This window comes from Corallococcus sp. BB11-1 (assembly GCF_026626625.1).
GTDB classification, from domain to species: Bacteria; Myxococcota; Myxococcia; order Myxococcales; family Myxococcaceae; genus Corallococcus; species Corallococcus soli.
The window spans coordinates 193,932-214,365 of record NZ_JAPNJY010000004.1 but is presented as its reverse complement, the minus strand read 5'-3'; the positions used below and the strand labels follow the sequence as shown (position 1 = coordinate 214,365).

Below are 20,434 nucleotides of genomic sequence, written 5' to 3'. Positions count from 1 at the left end.
GTGCATGGTAGGCTCGCCGCGCCGTGCGCCGACCCGCCGTCCTTGCCCTGCTGGCCCTCTCCGCCTGCGCCACGCCGCGCGCGGAGAAGATGAGTTTTGAGGAGCTGTACGCGACCTCGGGCGACGGCGCCTCCTTCAGCGAATCCTCGCCCTTCCTGCCCCCCGAGCCGGAGCACGCCCGGGGCCCGCTCGCCCCTGAGCGCTCTCCCGAACTCGACGCCGCGCTCGCCTCCTTCGCGGACAAGGCCCGCGCCTACCGCGAGAAGGTCCAGCGCGGCAGCGCCATGCCCCCGGAACAGGCGCGCAACTGGGCGGAGATGAACGCGGCCCTGGACGCCTTCCTGGCCCGGCCCGTGGAGCATACGGACGGCCGCGACCTGACGCGCGCCCGGGGCATCATGGAGGCGGAGCTGGAGCAGGACGCGCGCCTCTACGGCGACATGCCGGGTCCCCTCGCGGAGGCGGTGGTGCTGCGCGTGGGCCGCCTCATCGTCCGCGCGTCCACCCTGCGCCGCTGGGAACAGCCTCCGGAGCCCTCCGGCCCGCCGCGCCTCGCCTGGCCCGTGGAGCCGGTCACCATCACCAGCCTCTACGGCGAGCGCTGGCACCCCATCACCGGCCAGCTCCGCCGCCACCTGGGCGTGGACCTGGCGGCTCGCCGGGGGCAGGTCGTCGCCGTCGCGGAGAAGGGCGTCGTCCTGCGCGCCGGCTGGAACGGCGACCATGGCCAGCAGGTGGAGGTGCAGCACCACGGCCAATGGGTCACCCGCTACAGCCACCTGTCCCAGGTGCTCGTGACGACCGGCGAGGTGCTGGCGAGGGGCGATGTGGTCGGGCTCGCGGGGGACACGGGCCTCGCGACCGGTGTCCACGTCCACTTCGAGCTCTGGCACGACGGCAGCTCGTTGGATCCGCTGGAGGCGCTCGTCACGCCCGAGCCGTCCTCCGGGTCGCCCCAGGAGGAGCGGGCCGTGGCTCAGCCACCGCGGCAATCACCCGCCCTCACGTCCCAGGGGCGTCACCCGAACTCCACGGGTTCGCGCCCCTGAGGGGGACGGTCCTGCTGCTGCCCACTACAGCGAGTTCTTCAGCTCCTTGGCAGGCCGGAAACCGACCGTCTTCGACGCCTTGAGCTTCATCATCTCGTTGGTCTGCGGGTTGCGGATCTTCCGTGCCTTGCGCGAGCGCAGCGACCAGGTGCCGAACCCCGGGTAGCTGAAGCGCGTGTCCTTCTTCACGGCCTTGCCGATGTTGTTGAAGACGATGTCGAGGATCTGGGCGGCGGACTTCTTCGTGAGCCTCGACTGCGCAGCCACCACCTCCACGAGCTCTGCCTTGGTCATGACACCCCTCCCTCTTGCGTTGTCTGGCGTTGAACGAGCGGATGGCGGAGGTAACAAATCGAGGTTTCGACTGTCAATGCGCCACCTGCTCCCAGGCCGGAAATTAGGCCTCCGGATGAAAACTGGGCTTCGGAAAATACACCCTGTAGAGAGAGGAAGGATCGCATCTTTTGATACATCCTCACACTCCCTCTTTCGTGGAAAGGGGGAGTGATCGCCTGATGATCGATTGCGGATGAAAGTCTTTGGAAGATCGATCACTTAGCAACGGGTCCTGATCCAGTTCCAGCAGGGCACCGTCGAGGGGCTAGAGTGCCTGCCCGCGTGCCATCCCGACTCCTGCCCTGGTTCTTGGTCCTGGTGTGCGCCTGTTCGAGGCCGCCGCCGCTGAAGCCGTCAGGCCCGGGCGAGCTCTGGGTGGACGCTGCGGGGGCGGGAGGCGACGGCACCCGGGGGCGGCCCTTCCGCTCCCTTTCGGACGCTTTGGCCCGTCCAGGCCCGCTGCTCGTGCACCTGGCCGCCGGTCGCTACGAGGGCCCCTTCCGGCTGCCAGGAGGGACGCGGCTCGTGGGCGTGGGCCCCGCCACGGTGCTGACGGCCCCGAATCCGGGGACCGGAGGGGTGGTGATCGCCAGGGACGAGGCCGTCCTGGAGTCCCTGGCGGTGGAAGGGGGCACCTGGGGTCTAGAGGTCGGGGGCCGGGTGCGGAGCGAGGGAGTCGTCTTCCGGGGCCAGTCGCTGGGGGCGATCCGGGTCGGGGCCGGGCACCTGGAAGGGAAGGGCCTGCGGTTCGAGGCGAGAGGAGCCCTCCAGGCCCAGGGGCAGGCCGGGTGCTCCCCAGAAGCCGCCCCGACAGCGCAATCCGCCGTGTCGGCCCTGGACACACATGCTAGCGACCCGGCGGGGCCCGCTTCTTCTCCGGTTCCCTCGCCTGCGGTGGCGAACGCACAACCCGGCGCCCCGGCGGGGCCCGCTTCTTCTCTGGTTCCTTCGCCTGCGGCGGCGAACGCGCAACCCGCCGACCCGGCAGGGCCTGCTTCTCCAATTCCCTCACCTGCAATAGCGAACGTGCAAACTAGCGACCCGGCGGGACCTGCTTCTCCAGTTCCCTCGCCTGCGATGGCGAACGCGCAACCCGGTGATCCGGCGGGATCTGCTTCCCCTGGAGGCCTCCCGCACGCGATGGCGAAGGCACGGCTCGCGGGCCCGGAGGGGTCCGTTCCCTCTGGGGGCTTCCCGCCTGCGATGGGGAATGCACAGCCCGGTGACCAGGCGGGGCCTGTTTCCCCGCCGGCCCGCCGGCTCGCGGTGGGCGTGCTCGTGGAGGCCTGGACTCCAGGCTCCCCCGCGCCTGGCCTGGTCCTCCGCGACAGCGCGTTCACGGGGCCCTTCGAGCGCGGTGTCCGGCTCCGAGGCGGCGCCACGGTCCGGCTGGAGGGGGTGTGCTTCCAGGGGCCCCGGGTGGCGCTGAGCCAGGAAGGCGGCGTGGCGGAAGTCGAGCGGGCGCGCGTGTCGGAGGGGACGGGCCCGGCGTTCCTCGCGGTAGGGGGCACGCTGAAGCTCGTGGACGTGCGGGTCCAGGGGCACGAGTACGGCCTGACGACGAGCGGGACCCAGGTGTTGGTGCGGGGCTTCAGCTCGGAGCACGCCACGCGGGCCGGTTTGGGGCTCACGACGACGACCGGCCTGCTGGAGGACGTGGTCGTGAAGGACGCGGGCACCTACGGCTCGTTGCAGCTCACGAACTCGGACCTGGAGGTCCGTCGCTTCCGGTTGGAAGGCTCGCGAGAGTACGGCGTGGTGGCGGTGCAGGGGCGCGTGCGCCTGCGCGAGGGACGCATCCTGGGGGTGAGCACGGCGGACGGCGTCGCGGGAGACGGCCTCCACCTGCGCCGGGTGGAGGCGGACATCGACACCGTCACGGTCGAGGACGCGAAGGGGACGTGCGTACTGGCGGCGCAGCAGTCCCGCGTGGTGCTTCGCAACGCCCGGCTCCTGGCCTGCGAACTCGCGGCGCTGTCGGTGGACTCGAAGGCCACCGTGGAGGCCCGGGACATCACGTCCCACGATGCCGGCGAGTCCGTGCTGCTGGCCATCGAAGGAGGCCAACTGCGGGTGGAGGCCCTCACCGCGAAGGGCGCCCGGGGCCCGCTGGTGTCCGCTGACTGCGAGGGCGCGACGCGCGTCCGCCTGAAGCGGGTCGACGCAAGCCTCACGCGAGGCCTGGACGCCCGCTGCGTCCAACTCGAAGCCGACCCGCCGGCCCGCTGAGGTTCACCCCTCGCCCCTTCAACCCTGGGCGGGCGCAGGCTCGGGAGACAGGGGCGTGGCGCGCTTCTCCAGCCACTCGCGGATGACGGGATAGACCTCCGTCGGAGCGCCGGTGCCGAAGATGAGGTCGCCGTGGCCGTAGTCCATCTTGTCTCCGCGGTCCCGACCGAAGATGTGCAGGGTGCGGTCAGGTGACGTGAGCAGGGCGTACTGCGACTCCACGTTGGCCGAGGTGGCCAGCCGGTCCGCGCTGCCGCCCATCACGAGCACGGGCTGCTGGAGCTTCGCGATGCCCGCGCGCCAGTCCGTCTTGCGGTCGTAGGAGCGGAAGGCATCGTGGGCGATCCAGTCCTGGAACTGGAGCAGCACCTTGCGGCTCATCGAGGACATCATGTTGACGGACAGTTGCCGCAGGACGCGCGGCGCGACGTGCCGGGGGTTCACCACGATGTCCGACAGGGGCAGGGCGAGGTAGCCCAGGAAGGGCGCCACGCTGGCGCTCATCCACTCCTGCCGGATGCTGCCCGGCCACGCGGCGCGCACGCCGAGCGAGACGAGCCTGCTCAAGAAGGGCCCCGACTTCAGGTGCACCGGCGCCCCCAACTCCAACAGGCCCGCGAGCCTCTCGCCCTCGGCGCCCTGGGCCACGCCGTAGCCCACCAGTCCGCCCAGCGAATGACCGAGCCAGAAGGCCTGCCTGGCGCCCGTCTCCTTGAGCGCCAGCTCCAGCACCGCCGGCCCGTCCTGGGTGATGTGGTCGTCGATGGTGAAGTCCGTGGGCCTGCGACCCCGGGGGGGCTGGCGCGAGTGCCCGGTGCCGCGCCACTCCACGCTGAAGCAGTCGAAGCCCGCTTCGTTCAGGTAGTGGGCCACGGAGTAGGGTGGCTCGAAGTCGAAGGTGTAGCGGTTGGCCGCCAGCCCGTGGCACAGCAGCACGGGCTCGGCGAAGCGGCGCACCGGGGCTCGCCGGACGTGCACGGCCAGCTCCCAGCCGTCCTTGCAGCGCACCCGCAGCATCTCCGGCAAGGGGCCCCGCAGGCGGTACCAGCGCCGGACCAGCAGGACCCACAAGATGTTCACGAGCAGCAGGACGACCGCTGCCCCCACCGCCCACAGGGCCCAACGCCCGTACGGCATTTCTCCTCCATGCGACCGGGGACCGACTCCGGCGCGAATAAAACCCTGCTAAGGTCCGTTCCCTCGCCGTTTCTGCCGCATGGGCAGCCGACCACCAGGGGAAGTCGAGGGAACGATGAAGCTACGGAAACTGATGTTCGTGCTCCCGAACCTCTTCACCGTCACCTCCATCTTCTGTGGCTTTTACGCCATCACCCTGTGTTCGGGTGAAGCGGAACCCGTGCAGCTGTACCAGGCGGCCCTGGCCATCCTCTTCGCCATGTTCTTCGACGGGTTCGACGGACGGGTGGCCCGGCTGACGAAGACGCAGAGCGACTTCGGCATGCAGCTCGACAGCCTGGCGGACGTGATGTCCTTCGGTGTCGCGCCGGCGCTGCTCGTCTACAAATGGGCGTTGGCCCCCATGGGCTTCTGGGGCCTGTTCATCTCCTTCGCGTTCATGGCGTGCGGTGCCATGCGGCTGGCGCGCTTCAACGTGCTCGCCATGCGCAACCCGCACGGCGGTGGTGGAGGCTTCTTCGTGGGCCTGCCCATCCCGCTGGCCGCGGGGGTGCTGGTCTCGCTCATCATCTCCCACCATGTGGCCTCGGAGGGTGAGGTGCTGGGGGATGCGGCCCGCCTGCCCGTCGCGGTGGCGGTGGGCGCCCTGTCGCTGCTGATGGTGTCCACGGTGCGCTACCGCACCTTCAAGGACGCGCGGCCCGGTCTGAAGACGGGCCTCGTCTTCCTGATCATGGCCCTCACGGGCGGCTTCATTGCCCGGCAGTTCCACCCGGCCTGGGTGCTGGTGACGTACTTCTTCGCGTACCTGCTGATGGGCCTCGTGGAGTCCGCGGTCTCGGTGCGCAGCCGGCTGGCGTCGCGCAAGGTCGGCGCGGGAGCCGCCGCCGCGGTGGTCGTGGCGGCCGGACTCGAAGAAGAGGACGACGAGGACTCCGAGTCGGGCGCCACCGACGACGGTCCCGCGTATCTCTGAGCAGCCGGGCGCGGCAAGGCGGACGCGGACCGTGCCCTCCCGGCCCGGGACCGCTAGGATGCCCGGCCCATGCGCGTCGAGCTGCTGTGCACCGGTGACGAACTCGTCACCGGCCTCATCACGGACACCAACAGCACCTATCTGGAAGCCCGCCTCTTCGACCTGGGTGTGAAGGTCGAACGGGTGACGGTGGTCGGTGACGTGCGTCCGGACATCACGGGCGCGCTGCTGGAGGCCTCGGCGCGCGCGGACGTCATCATCGTCTCGGGCGGCCTGGGACCCACGACGGACGACTTCACCCTGGAGTGCGCCGCGGCGGCCGCGGGCGTTCCCCTGGAGGAAGACGCGCGGGTGATGGGCTGGATCGAGGAGCGGTATGCCGCGCGGGGCATGGCCATCAACCCGGGAGCCCTGCGCATGGCGCGCATCCCCGCCGGCGCCGAACCGGTGCGAAATCCCCAGGGTTCGGCGCCGCTGGTCATCCAGAAGCTGGGCCGAGCGCACCTGTTCTTCCTGCCAGGGGTGCCGCGCGAATACCGCGCGCTGGTGGACGGCGAGGTGCTGCCGCGCGTGCGGGGCTGGCTCGCCTCCGAAGCCCACCGCACCTTCCGGGCCTTCCGACTGCTGCGCACGGTGCGCCTGCCCGAATCGGTGTTGAACCAGCAGGTGATGCCCCTGATCTCCCGCCATCCCCGGGTGGTGTTCGGCTTCCGCACGCACGCGCCCGAGAACCACCTGAAGCTGATGGCCGAGGCGCCCACCCAGGCGGAGGCGGATGCCGCGCTCTCCGCCGCGGAGGCCGCGTGTCGGGTCGTGCTGGGCACGCACGTGTACGGCGCGGATGCCAACGAATACGCGCCGGTCCTCCTGGGGTTGCTGGCGCGCGCGGGCCATACGCTGGCGGTGGCGGAGAGCTGCACGGGTGGCCTCATCGCGCAGGACCTCACGGCCGTCCCTGGCGCCAGCCAGGTGTTCGTGGGGGGCGCGGTCGTCTACTCGGAGAAGATGAAGTCCGCCTGGGTGGGGGTCCCACCGGAAGTCCTGGCGCGGCACGGCGCGGTGTCCCGGCAGACGGCGCTCGCCATGGCCGAGGGGGTTCGCACCGCCTGCGGCGCGACCTTCGGTCTGTCCGTGACGGGCTACGCCGGTCCCGGAGGCGGAACGCCCGAGGATCCGGTAGGCACCGTCTACTGCGCCCTCGCCGGCCCTGACTTCGAGCCTCGCTGCGAGCGCGTGTCGCTCGCCGGGGACCGGGACCGTGTGCGCCTGTTCGCCGCCTCCCATGTGCTGGAGATGTTGAGGTTGCACCTGCTCGCCGCCCCCGTGTCGCCATGAGTCGCTCCAAATCAAAGCGTCCCCGTCCTTCCGCTCCGGACGCGCCGTCTCCGGCGCCCCAGGCCCCGTCCCCCGGTTCCTCGCTGGACCTGCCGGTCCCCATGACCTCCGCTCCGCCCGACCCGGCCTCCCCCACCATGCCCGAGGAGATGGCGGGTCCTCCCGCCGCGAAGGGAGCGCATCCGGTGCGAAGCGCGGTGCGCCTGTGGCTGGCGGCGTACCGGGTGGAGGTGGTGCTGTTCCTGGTGGCGTTCGCGGTGCTGTCCAGCTTCAGCTCGCAGCGCTTCCTGCGGCAGAGCGCCGCGCCTCACTTCATCTACCAGGCCCAGTCCTGGCTGGATGGACGCCTGGACGTGGACCCGCAGGTGTTGCCCAACCTGGAGGACTGGGCGTGTGTCCGGCTGGTGGATGGCCAGAAGGTGCGGTGCGAAGGCCGCCCCCTCCGTGACGACCGCTGGTTCGTCAGCTTCCCGTCGTTCCCCGCCGTGGTGATGCTCCCCTTCGTCGCGCTGCACGGCTACCAGTTCAACGACACGTCCTTTGGCGTCTTCGTGGGCGCGCTGGCGGTGGCGCTCTTCTATTCGCTGCTGCGCTTCCTCGCGCAGGAAGGGGAGACGGCTCGCACCCGCGACGACAACGTGGTGCTGTCGCTCGTGCTCGCCTTCGGCACGCTGTTCTTCTACTGCGCCATCCGGGGCGAGGTCTGGTTCGGCGCGCAGGTGATGGGGGTGGCGCTCACGTGCCTGTACGTGCGCAACGCCGTGGGGGCCCGGCGCCCCCTGCTCGCGGGCCTCTTCTTCTCCATGGCCGTGCTCACCCGGACGCCCCTCGTCTTCGCGGGCCTCTTCTTCGTCCTGGAGGCGCTCTGCCCGGGACCGGACCGGCTGGCCCAGCTCAAGGCCCTCCCGACCACATGGAGGCCCGCGCTCCGCAAGCTCGTGTTCTTCGGGCTGGGGGCCGCTCCCCTGGCCCTGCTCGCCGCCGCCTACAACGTCTACCGCTTCGGCAAGCCAGGGGAGTTCGGTCACTCGTACCTGTTCAACAACCGGGTGAACGTGGACATCGACCGCTTCGGGCTCTTCAACCTCGAGTACCTGTCGCGCAACCTCCAGGCCGCGTTCCTCAAGCTGCCCCAGGTGTCGCTGTCTCCGCCCCGGCTGTCGTACGACCCGCATGGGCTGACGCTGCTGCTCACGCTGCCGCTGCTGGTGTTCCTGCTGGTGCCCCGAACGCGTCCCCGGCTGCACTGGCCCCTGTGGCTGACCGTGGCGGTGTGCGCGCTGCCCGGCCTCTTCTACCAGAACACCGGCTACATGCAGTTCGGCTTCCGTTTCAGCCTGGACTACACGCCCTACCTGTTGCTGCTCTTCGCCGTGGGCGGATGGTCCCTGCGCAACCGCGCGGTGGTGGCCGCGCTGGCGCTTGGCGTGCTGGTGAACTTCTGGGGCGCCGTGGCCTTCCGTGGCTACACGGAGTACGTCCGGAACTGGTAGGCGTCCGGGGCCCGGCGGCTTGTATTCGCCGGGCCTCGCGCACAGATAAGAGGCGACATGCAACCTCCCTCCGGTCAGCCCCCTCCTGGCAAGCGTTGGCACACCCGTGAGGACAGCGGCATCCGCCTCGATTCCACCCTGCGCTGGTGGCACGACGACGCACCCATCGAGCACCCGAAGATCATCGAACTCTTCAACGCCTCCCTGGTCCTCGATGACGACGGGCGCTACCAGCTCCGCATCGCTCCGGACTGGTGCTACGTCCAGGTGGAGGACGCGGCCTATGAGGTGCGCACCGTGGACGTCACACCAGACGAGCGCGTGTCCCTTCGCTTGAGCGACCGGACCGCGGAAGTGCTGGACCCGGCCTCGCTCCAGCTCTCGCCCGAGGGCGTCCTGTCGTGCCGTGTGAAACAGGGGAGGGCGAAGGCGCGCTTCTCGCGCGATGCGCAGTACCAGTTCGGTGAGCTCCTCGAGGAGGGCCCGGAAGGGCACCTGAGGCTGCGGGCAGGTCAGCGGCACCTGGAGGTCCCCCTCTCGCTGGAAGCGCTCCACCCGGCTTCCTAGGCGGCCTCGGAGGAGGCCTGCGCCAGCAGGGGGGCGCTGGCGCCGGTCAGCTCCCGGGCGAGGGACTCCAGGACATCCGGGTGCTCGCGCAGCCACTCCGAGGCCCGCTCGCGCCCCTGTCCGATGCGCTCCCCGCGCAGGCTGAAGTGGCTGCCGGACTTCTCCACCACCCCCGCGCTCACGGCCAGGTCCAGCACCTCGGCGGTGCGGTGGATGCCCGTGCCATAGAGCACGTCGAACTCCGCCTCCTGGAACGGAGGCGCCAGCTTGTTCTTCACCACCTTCACGCGGGCCCGTGAGCCCACCACCGCGTCGCCCTCCTTGAGGTTGCCCGTGCGGCGGATCTCCATGCGCACCGACGCGTAGAACTTCAACGCGTTGCCGCCCGTCGTCGTCTCCGGGTTGCCGAACATCACGCCAATCTTCATGCGGATCTGGTTGATGAAGATGATGCACGTGCCGGAGCGGCTCACCGCGCCGGTGAGCTTGCGCAGGGCCTGACTCATCAGCCGCGCCTGGACGCCCATGTGCGCGTCCCCCATCTCCCCCTCGATTTCCGCGCGAGGCACCAGCGCCGCCACCGAGTCCACCACGATGAGGTCCACGGCCCCCGAGCGCACGAGCTGTTCGGTGATCTCCAGCGCCTGCTCCCCCGTATCGGGTTGGGCCACCAGCAGCTCCGCCGTGCGCACCCCCAACTTGCGCGCGTAGGACAGGTCCAGCGCGTGCTCCGCGTCGATGAAGGCCGCCACGCCTCCCGCGGCCTGCACCTGCGCGATGGCATGCAGGGTCAGCGTCGTCTTCCCGGAAGACTCATTGCCGAACAACTCCACCACGCGTCCCCGGGGATAGCCGCCCACGCCGAGCGCCCGGTCCAGCCCCACCGAGCCCGTGGGGATGATCGCGACCTTCTGCTCCGGCGCATCCGCGCCCAGCGTCATCACCGCGCCCCGGCCGAACTGCTTCTCGATGGATGCCACCGCCGCCGCCACTGCCTTCAACTTCTCCGTCAGCTTGCTCATTCGTCGGATTTCCTCGCCGCCCGTGGGCTGGATGCCTCGGGCGGTGGGACAGCAACGGACATGCCGCAGGGGCTCCCAGGTGACGGAAGCCCAGGAGCGTCCAGGTCCGAGCGAGCCGTCCCGCGCGGCGGAGCGGCGCGTTTGTCTCCTGGGCGTTGAGAAGGCGCTTGGGGGACCGCATAAGCGGGCCCAGGGGGGAGATGACAGTCCATCTATGTCAGGCCATGCGCCTGACATTGCAACCCGGGCCCCCCGGCGTGACGTTACCCAGTGTGAAAACGACCCGTGAGAACCTTCCCCATGTGGTCATCCTGGGAGGCGGCTTCGGCGGCCTCTACGCGGCCCGGTACCTGCGAAAGGCAGGGGTCCGCGTCACGATGGTGGACCGCCACAACCACCACCTCTTCCAACCCCTGCTGTATCAGGTGGCCACGGCCACGCTCAGCCCGAGCGACATCGCCGCGCCGCTGCGGGCGATGCTCGGACGCCAGCAGGCCCAGGTGTTGCTCGCGGAGGTGACCGGGGTGGACGCCGCGAACAAGCGAGTCCTCCTGGCCGACGGCGAGCTGTCGTACGACTTCCTCATCGTGGCCACGGGGGCCACGCATTCGTACTTCGGCAACGATGCATGGTCGCGACACTCGATGGGGTTGAAGACGGTCGAGGACGCCGTGGAGATCCGCCGCCGCGTGCTGCTCGCCTTCGAACTGGCCGAGCGTGAGGCGGATCCCGAGCGCCGTCGTGCGCTGCTGACCTTCGCCATCATCGGTGGAGGCCCCACGGGGGTGGAGCTGGCGGGGGCGTTGGCGGAGATCAGCCGCAATTCAATGACGGGTGACTTCCAGAACATCGACCCCCGGGACGCGCGCGTCATCCTCATCGAAGGCATGGACCGGGTGCTCCCCACCTACCCCGAGAACCTGTCGGGGAATGCCCGCAGGGTGCTGGAGAAGCTCGGGGTGGAGATCCGCACGGGCACCCGGGTGACGAACATTGATGACACGGGCCTGGACATGGGGCCCGAGCATCTGGCGGCCCGCACCGTGCTCTGGGCCGCGGGCGTGGAGGCCTCGCCGGTGGCCCGTTCGCTCGGCGTGGAGCTGGACCGCGCGGGACGTGTTCCCGTGACCCCCGAGCTGACGGTGCCCGGCCATCCGGACATCTTCGTCGTGGGCGACCTGGCGCTGGTCAAGCAGGACGACGGCAGCGCCGTTCCAGGCGTGGCACCCGCGGCGATGCAGGAGGGCAAGCACGCGGTCCTCAATCTCCGCCGCCAGCTCGCCGGCCAGCCGATGCAGCCCTTCCACTACTGGGACCGGGGCACCTACGCCGTCATCGGGAGGGGGCACGCCGTGGGGGTGGCCTTCCGCCGCGTCCAGCAGTCCGGCTTCATCGCCTGGCTGGCCTGGCTCTTCATCCACATCACCTTCCTCATCGGCTTCCGAAGCAAGCTGGCCGTGCTGCTCAACTGGGCCTACGCGTACCTGACCTTCGGCAGGTCGGCGCGGATCATCACGGGGCCCGCACCCCGGCTCGAAGTCGCGGGCGGGGCGCGATTGCCCGGGGAGGGGCAGCGCCCGGCCGCAGCGGGCGTCGAGGATGCGCCTGCCGTCCGTGATGCCTCCACGCCCGCCATCGTGCCGTACTGACGTCCGCGGAGCCGCGGGTCAGGGCTTGCCAGCCGGGTCCGCTCTCCAGGGAGCGGTGGGGCGCGAAGCATCCGTCGCACCCTGGGTGTTGGCGTGGAGCCACCCCCGGCGGTCCAGCATCCGGCAGTCGACCGCGAGCTGCATGTCGACGGCCTCGATGCGCCCATGTCCTTCAAGGTCCGCGCGCGTCAGGGCCAGCTTGAGGATCCGGTCATGCGCGCGGGCGGACAGTCCATGGTGGCTGACCGCGAGCTCCAGCATCCGCTCCGCGCGAGGAGACATCACGCAGTAGCGGCGCAGCAGGTGCGAAGGCATCTGGGCATTGCAGTGCACGTCCGGCGCATCCTGGAACCGGACACGCTGTCGTTCGCGGGCGGCCTCCACACGCTGCCGGTAGTACTGGCTGGGAAGCTCCTGCGTCTTCGCCGCGAGCTGGTGGTACTCCACCGGCCGTGTCTGCACGGTGATGTCGATGCGGTCCAACAGCGGGCCGCTGACGCGTGCGTGGTAGTCGAAGACGCGGTGCTCCGCGCAGGTGCACTTGCGCCCCGGCACGTTGAAGTAGCCGCAGGGGCAGGGATTCATCGCCGCCACCAGCATCACCCGACAGGGGTAGGTGATGTGCTGGCTGGCTCGGGCCAGGTGGATGGCCCCTTCCTCCAGGGGCTGGCGCAGCACCTCCAGCACGTTCTTGCGGAACTCAGGGAGCTCATCGAGGAACAGCACGCCGTGGTGGGCCAGCGACAGCTCTCCTGGCCTGGCTGCGGGCCCGCCACCCACGAGCCCCGCGTCGGACAGGGTGTGATGCGGGGCCCGGAAGGGGCGCTCGCGCATCAGGGCCTGCTCCTCTCCCAGCAATCCCTGGATGGAGTAGACCTTCGTCACCTCCAGCGCCTCGTTGAAGGTCATCTCCGGAAGGATGCCCGGCAGCCGTCGCGCCAGCATGGTCTTGCCCGAACCGGGAGGGCCGGCCATCAAGAGGTTGTGTCCGCCCGCCGCCGCGAGCTCCAGGGCCAGCTTCAGCTCCGGTTGGCCACGAACATCGGACATGTCCGCGGTCGCCTTGCGAGGTCCGTTCCCTGGTGTCGCCTCACGTCTCAGGGGCGTCAGGGGGGCACTGCCGGTGAGGTGCCCCACGGCCTCGCGCAGGTGCGCGACGGGCAGCACCTGGAGGCCTTCCACGAGCGCTGCCTCCACCGCGTTGGCGGCTGGCACCATGACCCCACGGAACCCCCCATTCCGGGCCGCCACGGCCAGGGGGAGCACCCCCTTGATGGGCTTGATGGAGCCATCCAGCGACAGCTCTCCGCCAAAGAGGTAGTGCCCCAGCGGCTCCTCTTCCATCAGCCGCGCCGCGGCCAGGACCCCCAGCGCGATGGGCAGCTCGAAGGCCGCTCCTTCCTTCCGGATGTCCGCGGGCGCCAGGTTGACGGTGATCCGCTTCTGCGGAAGGTCGAAGCCGGTGTTCTTCAGCGCGGACACGACCCGCACCTTCGACTCTCGAGCAGCCCCCTCCGGCAGCCCCACGACGTTGAAGTAGGGAAGCCCGAGGGCCATGTCGACCTCGCACTCCACCACCACCGCGTCGATGCCCATCAACGCCCCCGACCTCACCCGAGCCAGCATCGTCTTCCCCTTCCCACCCTGCGCCGGGGAAGGGGAGAGCAATGCCCGTACCGACGGTCCTGCCCCGCGAGGACAGGGGAGGCCATCCACCTGCCCAGACGTCCCATCCCGTGCGGGGACCCGCGCCGGAAGAGCGAGAAGCCCGCTGGCTTGGGGAAGGATCCCCGCCAGCGAGCTTCTCGTTGAAACCTGCGATGGGTGAAGCGGCCTCAGCCCGGCCTGAGCGGGTGGCTCAGGGCGTCGGCGTCGGCGCGGGCGGAGCGCCCTCGGGCATCGTCTGCGTGCCCTGGATGACCGCGTTCGGGGGCAGCTCGGTGGCCATGCCCAGGATCTTCGCACCCGCGGCGCGGGCGCCGTCGAGCGCCACCACCAGCTTGCCGTAGTTGGCCGCGTCGTCCGCCATGAAGAAGACGACCTTCTCGTCCGCCTTCTTGGAGTTCAACATCCGCTTCAGGCGGGCAACGTAGTCGGCGGCGGGGATCTGCTCCGTGTTGATGGAGTAGGCGCCGTCCTTGTCCACCTGCACGACGATCTGCTGCGCGTCGGGCTCCGGCGGAGGCTGGTTCTCCTCGACCTCCGTCTCCGGGACGCGGACGAGGATGTCCTTTTCCAGGAGGGGGGTCACCACCATGAAGATGATGAGGAGCACCAGCACCACGTCCACCAGGGGCGTGACGTTGATCTCCGAGTTCGGCGCGGATGAGGCCTTGACCCACTGACGCTGCTTGTGTCCTCGAGACATTACTTCTTCTCCTCGACACCCAGGGCGATCTGCTTCGCCTTCGCCTTGCGGGCCGTGTCCAGCACCTTGCGCACGTCACCCACGCTCAGGGTGTTGTCACCTTTCAACAGGATCTTCTTGCCCGGATCCTTCACGAGCTCCTCGGCGATCTTCTCCTGAAGGCCCTGTTCGTTGACCTCGTCGTTCTCCACGAACACCTTCTTGTCCGTGGTGATGGAGAGGACCAGCGGGTCGGCATCCTTGCCGCCTTCTTTTTCAATCTCCGTGGCCTTGGGCAGCTCCACGGACTTTCCGCGCTGGAGCATGGGCGTCACGACCATGAAGATGATGAGGAGCACCAGCACCACGTCCACCAGCGGCGTGACGTTGATGTCGCTCTTGATGCCCCCTTTGGGGCCTGCTGACATTCCCATGCGTGCACCTGTGTCCGGGAAGGGAGTCCCACCCCGGGGCGGCTCGGCGGGTTGACGCCGTGCAGCCCTCGAGGGTGGGGATGTCCCAGGGGTGGGCTTGAGCTAAGCCACGTGCGAGGACTGGGCGCCGCCGCCCACGTGCCGCGCAACCACGTCCAGGAACTCGTTGGAGGACTCGGAGATGTCCACGGCGCGGGCATCCACCCAACCCTGCAGGAAGTTGTAGATCATCACCGCGGGGATCGCGACGAGCAGACCGAAGGCCGTGGTGATGAGCGCCTCGGCGATACCGGCCGAGATGGTGCCCAGACCGCCGGAGCCGGCCGCCGCCATCAGTTGGAAGGCGTTCACGATGCCCATCGTAGTGCCCAGCAGGCCCACGAACGGCGCCGTCGAACCCACCGTGGCCAGCACGGTCAGGCCGCGCTTGAGGCTCTGCACCTCACGCTGCGCCTGGCGTTCCAGCGCCCGGGCCACGGACTCCACCGCCAGGTCCTTGTTGCCGGGGTTGATGCGGTACGCCGTCAGACCGGAGTTGATGACGCGGCCCAGGTGACCCACGTCCTTGCCCAGGTTGGTATTCGCGGCGGTGGTCAGGTCGCCCTTCGCGAGGATGGCGCCCATCTTCGCGGCGAAGTTACGGCTGTCCGAGCGCGTCTTGCGGAAGACGATGACCCGCTCCGCCATGACGACCAGCGACGCCACCGACATGATGGCGAGGGTGAAGATGATCATGCGGGCGAAGAGGCCCGTGTGATTCCAGATTTCGGCAAGAGTGAATTGCATGGCTATGGAGCGCTCCTCCTCACGAGCGCGGGGTAGATTCGGCTGACTGTTCAGCGGGTGCGCTGGATCAGCGCGGCAGCTTCAGGTTGAAGTTGAAGGTGTACTGGACCTCGACAGGCCGGCCCTGGAACGTGACGGGCTTGTAGCGTGAGGCGGCCAGCACGTCCATCACGGCCTGCTCCATGTGGGGGAGCGGCTTGATGACGCGGCAGCGCTCGACCTTCCCCTCGGTCGTGATGACGCACTTCACGATCATCAGACCCTGCACGCGCGCCTCGATGGCCTCACGCGTGTACGACACCTCTGGACCACCGATCTTCTCCGGGCGCGTCATGCCCTGACCGAACGACAGCACGTCCGTGCCCGTTCCGCCCAGTTGCCCGCCCACCACGCCCCCGATCACACCCCCGACCACGCCTCCAACAACACCCCCCGCGACGCCACCCTCCACGCCGCCCTCGACCTCGGCCTCGCTCGCTTCTTCTTCCTCGGCCTCGGGCGGGGTCTCGGTCTCCTCCGGCTTCTGCTGGGGGATCTCCTTCGGCTGCACGATCACGTCCTTGGGCTTCTTGGGCGTGACCTTCTTCTCCGTCTTCGGCTTCGACGCGGGAGGAGGGGGAGGAGGCGGCGGCGGCGGCGGTGCCATGGTCGCCCTCAGCGTGACCTCGACCTCCTTCTCCTCGATGGGAGGAGGACGCGAGGAGAGGTAGGCCACAAGACCCAGCAGGCCGATGTGGAGCACCGTGGAGATGCCCGCACCGACGCCGAAGCGAGACCTGGGTCCTTGCCCACGGTCAAGGACTGAATCGAACATGCACGTAACTCCTCTTCACCAGTGGACTGCCTGTCCCGCCCTGCCCGGATTGAAGGGCCGCTACCATACAGAAAAGGGTTCCGGGTTCAAGCAACCGTGTCGGGCGCCGTCGACGTGATCGCGCCAATGCCCCACTGGTCACCAAAAAGCAACGGTCTATTGACAACTGCTTGACCTCGGATATTTTCCGAGGTCATTTTCGGTTGCAGCCCACCTTGGAGGGGTTTGGTATGCAAGTGAAACACGTACTTCGGGAAACCGGAGTTGTCCTTGCTGCGGGTCTTCTGTACGGATCAGCAGCTTTCGCGCAGTCCAGCGTCATTCTCGGCACTGTCATCAACACGGAGGACAAGAAGCCGGCGGCCGATGTCGTTGTCACGGCCACCTCACCCAACCTGCAGGGCGAGCAGATCGTGGTTACCGACGCTCAGGGTAACTACCGTATTCCCCAGCTGCCCCCGGGCACGTACACGCTGCGGTTCGAGAAGGAGACGTTCAAGCCTTACGCCCGCCCGGAAATCCAGCTGCTCCTCAATCGCACCATCCGTGTGAACGTGGAGCTTCTGCCGGACAGCTTCACGTCGACGGTGGACGTCATCGGCAGCCCGCCGACGATCGACGTTGGTTCCACGAACACTGGCGTGAACGTGGATCAGGAGTTCATCAAGCGCATCGCGGTGGCCCGTCCGGTGGGCAAGGGTGGCGCGACGCGCTCCTTTGAGTCCCTGGCCGAGCTCGCCCCGGGCGCCCAGTCCGACCAGTACGGCGTGTCCATCAACGGCACGACCTCGCCCGAGAACGGCTACGTGGTGGACGGTCTGTCCACGAACGACCCGGCCTTCGGCGTGAACGCCAGCCCGCTGAGCATCGAGTTCGTGCAGGACGTGAACATCATCACCGGCGGTTACATGCCGGAGTTCGGTCGCTCCACGGGCGGTGTCATCAACGCGGTGACCCGGTCGGGCTCCAACGAGTTCCACGGCTCTGTGTTCGCCAACTGGACCCCGGGCGCCACGGAAGGCAAGCGGAAGCTGGTCATCGAGGACGGCACCACGGTCACCGGCCTGAACGCCCTGAGCAACCTGGGCGACTTCGGCGCGACCCTCGGTGGTCCCATCCTGAAGGACAAGCTCTGGTTCTTCGCGGGCTTCACGCCTGCGTTCCAGCGCTATGAGCACACCCGTGCGCTCAACGCCTTCACCCTGAACGACGATGGCGACATCGCGACGGATGCGAACGGCTTCAGCGTGGTCCAGGAGATCCCTGGGTCGCAGCGGAAGTACTTCGCGGACTCGCGCACCATCCAGTACATGGGTAAGTTGACGTACCTCATCAACCAGGACCACAACGTGTCGTTCTCCTTGAACGGCACCCCGACCGTGTCGGGTGGTCTGGGCAAGCTGTCCATCAGCCCCCGTACGGGTGGTCTGCCGGGTGCGCAGACGACGCGTCCCGGGGACATCGGCCAGACCGAGAACCGCGCGAACTCCACGGGCCTCGGCCTGAAGTACGCCGGCGCCTTCCTGGACAAGAAGATCCTGATCGACGCGAACGCCGGTTGGTTCCACCAGACCGCTTCCACGCCTCCGGCGGACGGCAGCGCCATTGGTGACACGACGGGCCTGGCGGGTTATGCGCTGGCGCAGTACACGGGGCAGCGTTCGCTGACCACGTTCGAGAGCATCCCGAACGCGGCTGAGTTCTGCGGCACGACCGCGGCGGAGCAGGAAGTGCGCTGCCCGGCGACGAACTACCGGGTCGGCGGCCCCGGCTTCATGTCCGAAGCCACGCTGGACCGCTACCAGATCAACGCGAAGGGCACCTACCTGCTCAATGCGCTGGGCACGCACGTCTTCAAGGCGGGCGTGGACGCGGAGTTCCTGACCTACGACCAGAAGAAGGCGTACTCGGGCGGCGTGTTCTGGCAGGAATCGTCGGCGCGTACCCGCGAGGGCGTCATCGTCCCGATCTGGTCCGACAACCGCCGCTACGGTTACCAGACGGCGCCGGACTCGCCGGTCTTCGAGACCCTGCAGCAGTCGTCGACGAGCGGCACCACCATCGGTGGCTTCCTTCAGGACAGCTGGTCGATCGCCAACCGCGTCACCCTGAACCTGGGCGTCCGCTACGACGTGCAGTCGATGTACGGCGGTGACGGCAACCTGGCGCTGCAGCTCGGCAACCAGTGGTCGCCCCGTCTCGGCGCCGTGCTGGATCCGTTCGCCAACGGCCGTGCGAAGCTGTTCGTCAACTTCGCCCGGTACTACGAGCAGGTTCCGCTCAACATGATGGACCGCGCCTTCCCGGGCGAGCGTCGCTTCGGTGCGCGTCGCTTCCTGGCGGAGCCGGGTGGGGCGGGTGGTTGCGATCCGTCGACGCTGGAAGGTCAGCGTGGCGCCTGCGCGGACCCGAACCTCGTCGTTCCCCGCGCGGAAAACAGCCTGAACGCGAACGAGCTGTACAGCGGTGGTCTGGTGCAGAACCAGGCCGTCGACCCGGACATCTCGCCGCAGTCCTCCGATGAGTTCGTGGTCGGTGGCGAGTACGAGCTCCTGGCCAACACCCGTCTCGGTGCCACCTACACGCACCGCAACATGGGCAAGGTCATCGAGGACATGAGCCGCGACGACGGCAACACGTACTTCCTCGGCAACCCCGGCAGCGGCTTCGCCAAGGAGTTCCCGACGCCGGTTCGTGACTACGACGCGGTCACCGTCTACCTGAACCGCACGTTCACGGACGGCTGGCTGGCGCAGGCGAACTACACGTGGTCCCGCCTGTACGGCAACTACCCCGGTCTGTTCCGTCCGGAGAACAACCAGCTCGATCCGAACATCCTCGCGGACTTCGACCTGATTGAGCTTCTGAACAACCGCACGGGCCTGCTGCCCTTCGACCGTACGCACGCCATCAAGGTGTTCGGCGCCAAGGAGATCAACTTCTCCAACGCGCTGTCCGCCAGCATCGGTCTGTCCTACCGCGGCAACTCGGGCCAGCCGATCAACTACCTCGGCGCCTACCCGAACTACGGCCAGGACGAGACGTTCGTCCTGCCGCGCGGCACCGGTGGTCGCACCCCGTGGATCAACAGCGTCGACTCCAACGTGGGCGTCAACTACCGCATCAGCAAGGACAACGTCGTCACCTTCACCCTGGACGTGTTCAACCTCTTCAACTTCCAGGGCGTGGACAGCGTGGACGAGTCCTACACGTTCTCCGAGGTCCTCCCGGTGTTCGACGTGGCGACCCAGACCCCCGGTACGGCGGCTGACCTGCCCTCGGGTGACAACCCTGGCCGCGTTCCCATCGCGGGGGGCGCGCCGGGCGAGTTCCTGAGCGCCGAGGACGTGAACAAGAACTTCAAGAACCCCGACCGCTACCAGGCCCCGCGGCAGATCCGCTTCGGTGTCCGGTACACGTTCTAAACCAGTACCCACGTGAGGAAGATCAGCAACATGCGCAAGAGCATTCTTTCAACGCTGGTGATGCTGGGGACGGCAGGCAGCCTCACCGCCTGCGATTTCGAGCAGCCGAGTGCGGGCTGCATCGTCCAAGAGGGCGTGTGGTTCGTGAAGTACGAGGCCATCGAAGCCCCGACGGGTCAGAACTGCGCCGGGTCGGAGGCTCTCACGGGCGACGACCTGGGCGTCTTCAAGTTCGCGAATCCGGACCAGGGAACGTCTCAGTTGGTGATCCGTCCTAACGCCCTGGCGGCGCTGGGTCAGTTCGACCCGGGCAACACGTACGCCGGCCTCCAGACCATCGGAAGCCTGGAGACGACGACGGACGAGAACGACTTCTGCAAGGCCACGGAATTCAGCTCTGCTGGCGTCAACGCCACCACGGGTGAGGACTACACGGCCGCTCCGGAAGCGATCACGTACCAGTTCGCCAATGTCCAGGTGTACTCGAACCCGGGTGCGCCGGGCACGCAGATGGCCGGCGAGCTCACGTACACGAACAACGGCTGCGTCTCCCGCTACGCCTGGCGGGCGATGTGGCCGTCCACGCCCTGCGATCCTGATGCGGTTCCGGATGAGACGAACGGTCCGGACACGTGCGGCGAAGGCTCCGGCATCAACCCGGACTTCAAGGCGCAGTGCGACTCCGAGCTGGGCCATTGCGTCCTGACGGACAACGTCCCGTCGTTCAAGTAGTCGTCGGTCCTACTCGGCGACCCTGAAGGTCTTCCGCGGCCCCGGCAGCTCCTCCCCCACGAGGGAGTAGCGGTCCGGGGCCGTGGTGTTTATGCAACCTGCA

17 protein-coding genes are annotated in these 20,434 nt (G+C 68.5%); 9 read left to right on the top strand and 8 right to left on the bottom strand.

Going from position 1 to position 20,434, the window contains the following annotated elements:
* Window positions 1–23 precede the first annotated feature (23 nt).
* Window positions 24–1,049 carry a M23 family metallopeptidase gene (locus tag OV207_RS06400; protein ID WP_267553497.1) on the top strand — a complete coding sequence of 342 codons (1,026 nt, stop codon included), beginning with the start codon at window positions 24–26 and terminating at the stop codon, window positions 1,047–1,049.
* Window positions 1,050–1,073: 24 nt separating this feature from the next.
* Here OV207_RS06400 and OV207_RS06395 read toward each other — a convergent pair whose 3' ends face one another.
* Window positions 1,074–1,343 carry an HU family DNA-binding protein gene (locus OV207_RS06395; protein WP_120535979.1) on the bottom strand — a complete coding sequence of 90 codons (270 nt, stop codon included), beginning with the start codon at window positions 1,341–1,343 and terminating at the stop codon, window positions 1,074–1,076.
* Between the two features lie 1,245 nt (window positions 1,344–2,588).
* Here OV207_RS06395 and OV207_RS06390 point away from each other — a divergent pair.
* Window positions 2,589–3,614: a hypothetical protein gene (locus OV207_RS06390; RefSeq protein WP_267553491.1), complete on the top strand. Its 1,026-nt coding sequence runs from the start codon at window positions 2,589–2,591 to the stop codon at window positions 3,612–3,614.
* 18 nt (window positions 3,615–3,632) lie between these two features.
* On the opposite strand, the gene OV207_RS06385 is transcribed toward OV207_RS06390, so the two are convergent.
* Window positions 3,633–4,751, bottom strand: a complete 1,119-nt coding sequence (locus OV207_RS06385; protein ID WP_267553488.1) for an alpha/beta fold hydrolase — start codon at window positions 4,749–4,751, stop codon at window positions 3,633–3,635.
* A gap of 115 nt (window positions 4,752–4,866) precedes the next feature.
* Between OV207_RS06385 and pssA the strand changes: the two genes are divergently transcribed.
* The 4 genes from pssA (at window position 4,867) to OV207_RS06365 (ending at window position 9,122) form a co-directional block, all read left to right on the top strand.
* Entirely contained in the window at window positions 4,867–5,727 is an 861-nt protein-coding gene (gene pssA, locus OV207_RS06380; RefSeq protein WP_193347082.1) for a CDP-diacylglycerol--serine O-phosphatidyltransferase, read from the top strand.
* A 69-nt stretch (window positions 5,728–5,796) separates the two neighbouring features.
* Window positions 5,797–7,062: a CinA family nicotinamide mononucleotide deamidase-related protein gene (locus tag OV207_RS06375; RefSeq protein WP_267553485.1), complete on the top strand. Its 1,266-nt coding sequence runs from the start codon at window positions 5,797–5,799 to the stop codon at window positions 7,060–7,062.
* On the top strand, window positions 7,059–8,555 hold the full coding sequence (locus OV207_RS06370; RefSeq protein WP_267553483.1) for a hypothetical protein: 1,497 nt from the start codon (window positions 7,059–7,061) through the stop codon (window positions 8,553–8,555). Before OV207_RS06375 ends, OV207_RS06370 begins: the two co-directional genes overlap by 4 nt.
* 57 nt (window positions 8,556–8,612) lie before the next feature.
* Window positions 8,613–9,122: a DUF1285 domain-containing protein gene (locus tag OV207_RS06365; protein WP_267553481.1), complete on the top strand. Its 510-nt coding sequence runs from the start codon at window positions 8,613–8,615 to the stop codon at window positions 9,120–9,122.
* Here the strand turns inward: OV207_RS06365 and recA are convergent.
* On the bottom strand, window positions 9,119–10,144 hold the full coding sequence (gene recA, locus OV207_RS06360) for a recombinase RecA (protein WP_193347086.1): 1,026 nt from the start codon (window positions 10,142–10,144) through the stop codon (window positions 9,119–9,121). The two genes, OV207_RS06365 and recA, sit on opposite strands and share 4 nt — an antisense overlap.
* A gap of 272 nt (window positions 10,145–10,416) precedes the next feature.
* Here recA and OV207_RS06355 point away from each other — a divergent pair, with 272 nt between their 5' ends.
* On the top strand, window positions 10,417–11,793 hold the full coding sequence (locus tag OV207_RS06355) for an NAD(P)/FAD-dependent oxidoreductase (RefSeq protein WP_267553480.1): 1,377 nt from the start codon (window positions 10,417–10,419) through the stop codon (window positions 11,791–11,793).
* Between the two features lie 18 nt (window positions 11,794–11,811).
* Here OV207_RS06355 and OV207_RS06350 read toward each other — a convergent pair whose 3' ends face one another.
* The 5 genes from OV207_RS06350 to OV207_RS06330 all read right to left on the bottom strand — a co-directional run bounded on the left by OV207_RS06350 (window position 11,812) and on the right by OV207_RS06330 (window position 16,174).
* The gene (locus OV207_RS06350) at window positions 11,812–13,419 is read right to left on the bottom strand and encodes a YifB family Mg chelatase-like AAA ATPase (RefSeq protein ID WP_267553479.1); all 1,608 of its coding nucleotides are present in this window, start codon (window positions 13,417–13,419) and stop codon (window positions 11,812–11,814) included.
* A gap of 232 nt (window positions 13,420–13,651) precedes the next feature.
* A complete protein-coding gene (locus OV207_RS06345; protein WP_193347153.1) occupies window positions 13,652–14,161 on the bottom strand; it encodes an ExbD/TolR family protein in 510 nt (169 codons plus the stop codon).
* On the bottom strand, window positions 14,161–14,574 hold the full coding sequence (locus tag OV207_RS06340; RefSeq protein ID WP_193347154.1) for an ExbD/TolR family protein: 414 nt from the start codon (window positions 14,572–14,574) through the stop codon (window positions 14,161–14,163). The genes OV207_RS06345 and OV207_RS06340 overlap by 1 nt, the downstream gene beginning before the upstream one ends.
* Before the next feature lie 102 nt (window positions 14,575–14,676).
* Window positions 14,677–15,360, bottom strand: coding sequence for a MotA/TolQ/ExbB proton channel family protein (locus OV207_RS06335; RefSeq protein ID WP_193347155.1), 684 nt, complete (start codon window positions 15,358–15,360; stop codon window positions 14,677–14,679).
* Window positions 15,361–15,427: 67 nt separating this feature from the next.
* On the bottom strand, window positions 15,428–16,174 hold the full coding sequence (locus OV207_RS06330; RefSeq protein WP_193347156.1) for an energy transducer TonB: 747 nt from the start codon (window positions 16,172–16,174) through the stop codon (window positions 15,428–15,430).
* A 230-nt stretch (window positions 16,175–16,404) separates the two neighbouring features.
* Here OV207_RS06330 and OV207_RS06325 point away from each other — a divergent pair, with 230 nt between their 5' ends.
* Both OV207_RS06325 and OV207_RS06320 read left to right on the top strand, forming a co-directional pair.
* Complete coding sequence (locus tag OV207_RS06325; RefSeq protein WP_267553476.1) at window positions 16,405–19,599, top strand: TonB-dependent receptor; 3,195 nt, start codon at window positions 16,405–16,407, stop codon at window positions 19,597–19,599.
* Window positions 19,600–19,629: 30 nt separating this feature from the next.
* The gene (locus OV207_RS06320) at window positions 19,630–20,331 is read left to right on the top strand and encodes a hypothetical protein (RefSeq protein ID WP_193347158.1); all 702 of its coding nucleotides are present in this window, start codon (window positions 19,630–19,632) and stop codon (window positions 20,329–20,331) included.
* The last annotated feature ends 103 nt before the right edge of the window (window positions 20,332–20,434 follow it).

Bases quoted from the DNA above. Each gene is read 5' to 3' on its own strand.
- OV207_RS06325 (WP_267553476.1), top strand. From the start codon at position 16,405: ATGCAAGTGAAACACGTACTTCGGGAAACCGGAGTTGTCCTTGCTGCG.
- OV207_RS06390 (WP_267553491.1), top strand. From the start codon at position 2,589: ATGGGGAATGCACAGCCCGGTGACCAGGCGGGGCCTGTTTCCCCGCCG.
- OV207_RS06330 (WP_193347156.1), bottom strand. From the start codon at position 16,174: ATGTTCGATTCAGTCCTTGACCGTGGGCAAGGACCCAGGTCTCGCTTC.
- OV207_RS06375 (WP_267553485.1), top strand. From the start codon at position 5,797: ATGCGCGTCGAGCTGCTGTGCACCGGTGACGAACTCGTCACCGGCCTC.
- OV207_RS06350 (WP_267553479.1), bottom strand. From the start codon at position 13,419: ATGCTGGCTCGGGTGAGGTCGGGGGCGTTGATGGGCATCGACGCGGTG.
- pssA (WP_193347082.1), top strand. From the start codon at position 4,867: ATGAAGCTACGGAAACTGATGTTCGTGCTCCCGAACCTCTTCACCGTC.
- OV207_RS06340 (WP_193347154.1), bottom strand. From the start codon at position 14,574: ATGGGAATGTCAGCAGGCCCCAAAGGGGGCATCAAGAGCGACATCAAC.
- OV207_RS06345 (WP_193347153.1), bottom strand. From the start codon at position 14,161: ATGTCTCGAGGACACAAGCAGCGTCAGTGGGTCAAGGCCTCATCCGCG.
- OV207_RS06395 (WP_120535979.1), bottom strand. From the start codon at position 1,343: ATGACCAAGGCAGAGCTCGTGGAGGTGGTGGCTGCGCAGTCGAGGCTC.
- OV207_RS06370 (WP_267553483.1), top strand. From the start codon at position 7,059: ATGAGTCGCTCCAAATCAAAGCGTCCCCGTCCTTCCGCTCCGGACGCG.
- OV207_RS06385 (WP_267553488.1), bottom strand. From the start codon at position 4,751: ATGCCGTACGGGCGTTGGGCCCTGTGGGCGGTGGGGGCAGCGGTCGTC.
- OV207_RS06365 (WP_267553481.1), top strand. From the start codon at position 8,613: ATGCAACCTCCCTCCGGTCAGCCCCCTCCTGGCAAGCGTTGGCACACC.
- recA (WP_193347086.1), bottom strand. From the start codon at position 10,144: ATGAGCAAGCTGACGGAGAAGTTGAAGGCAGTGGCGGCGGCGGTGGCA.
- OV207_RS06335 (WP_193347155.1), bottom strand. From the start codon at position 15,360: ATGCAATTCACTCTTGCCGAAATCTGGAATCACACGGGCCTCTTCGCC.
- OV207_RS06320 (WP_193347158.1), top strand. From the start codon at position 19,630: ATGCGCAAGAGCATTCTTTCAACGCTGGTGATGCTGGGGACGGCAGGC.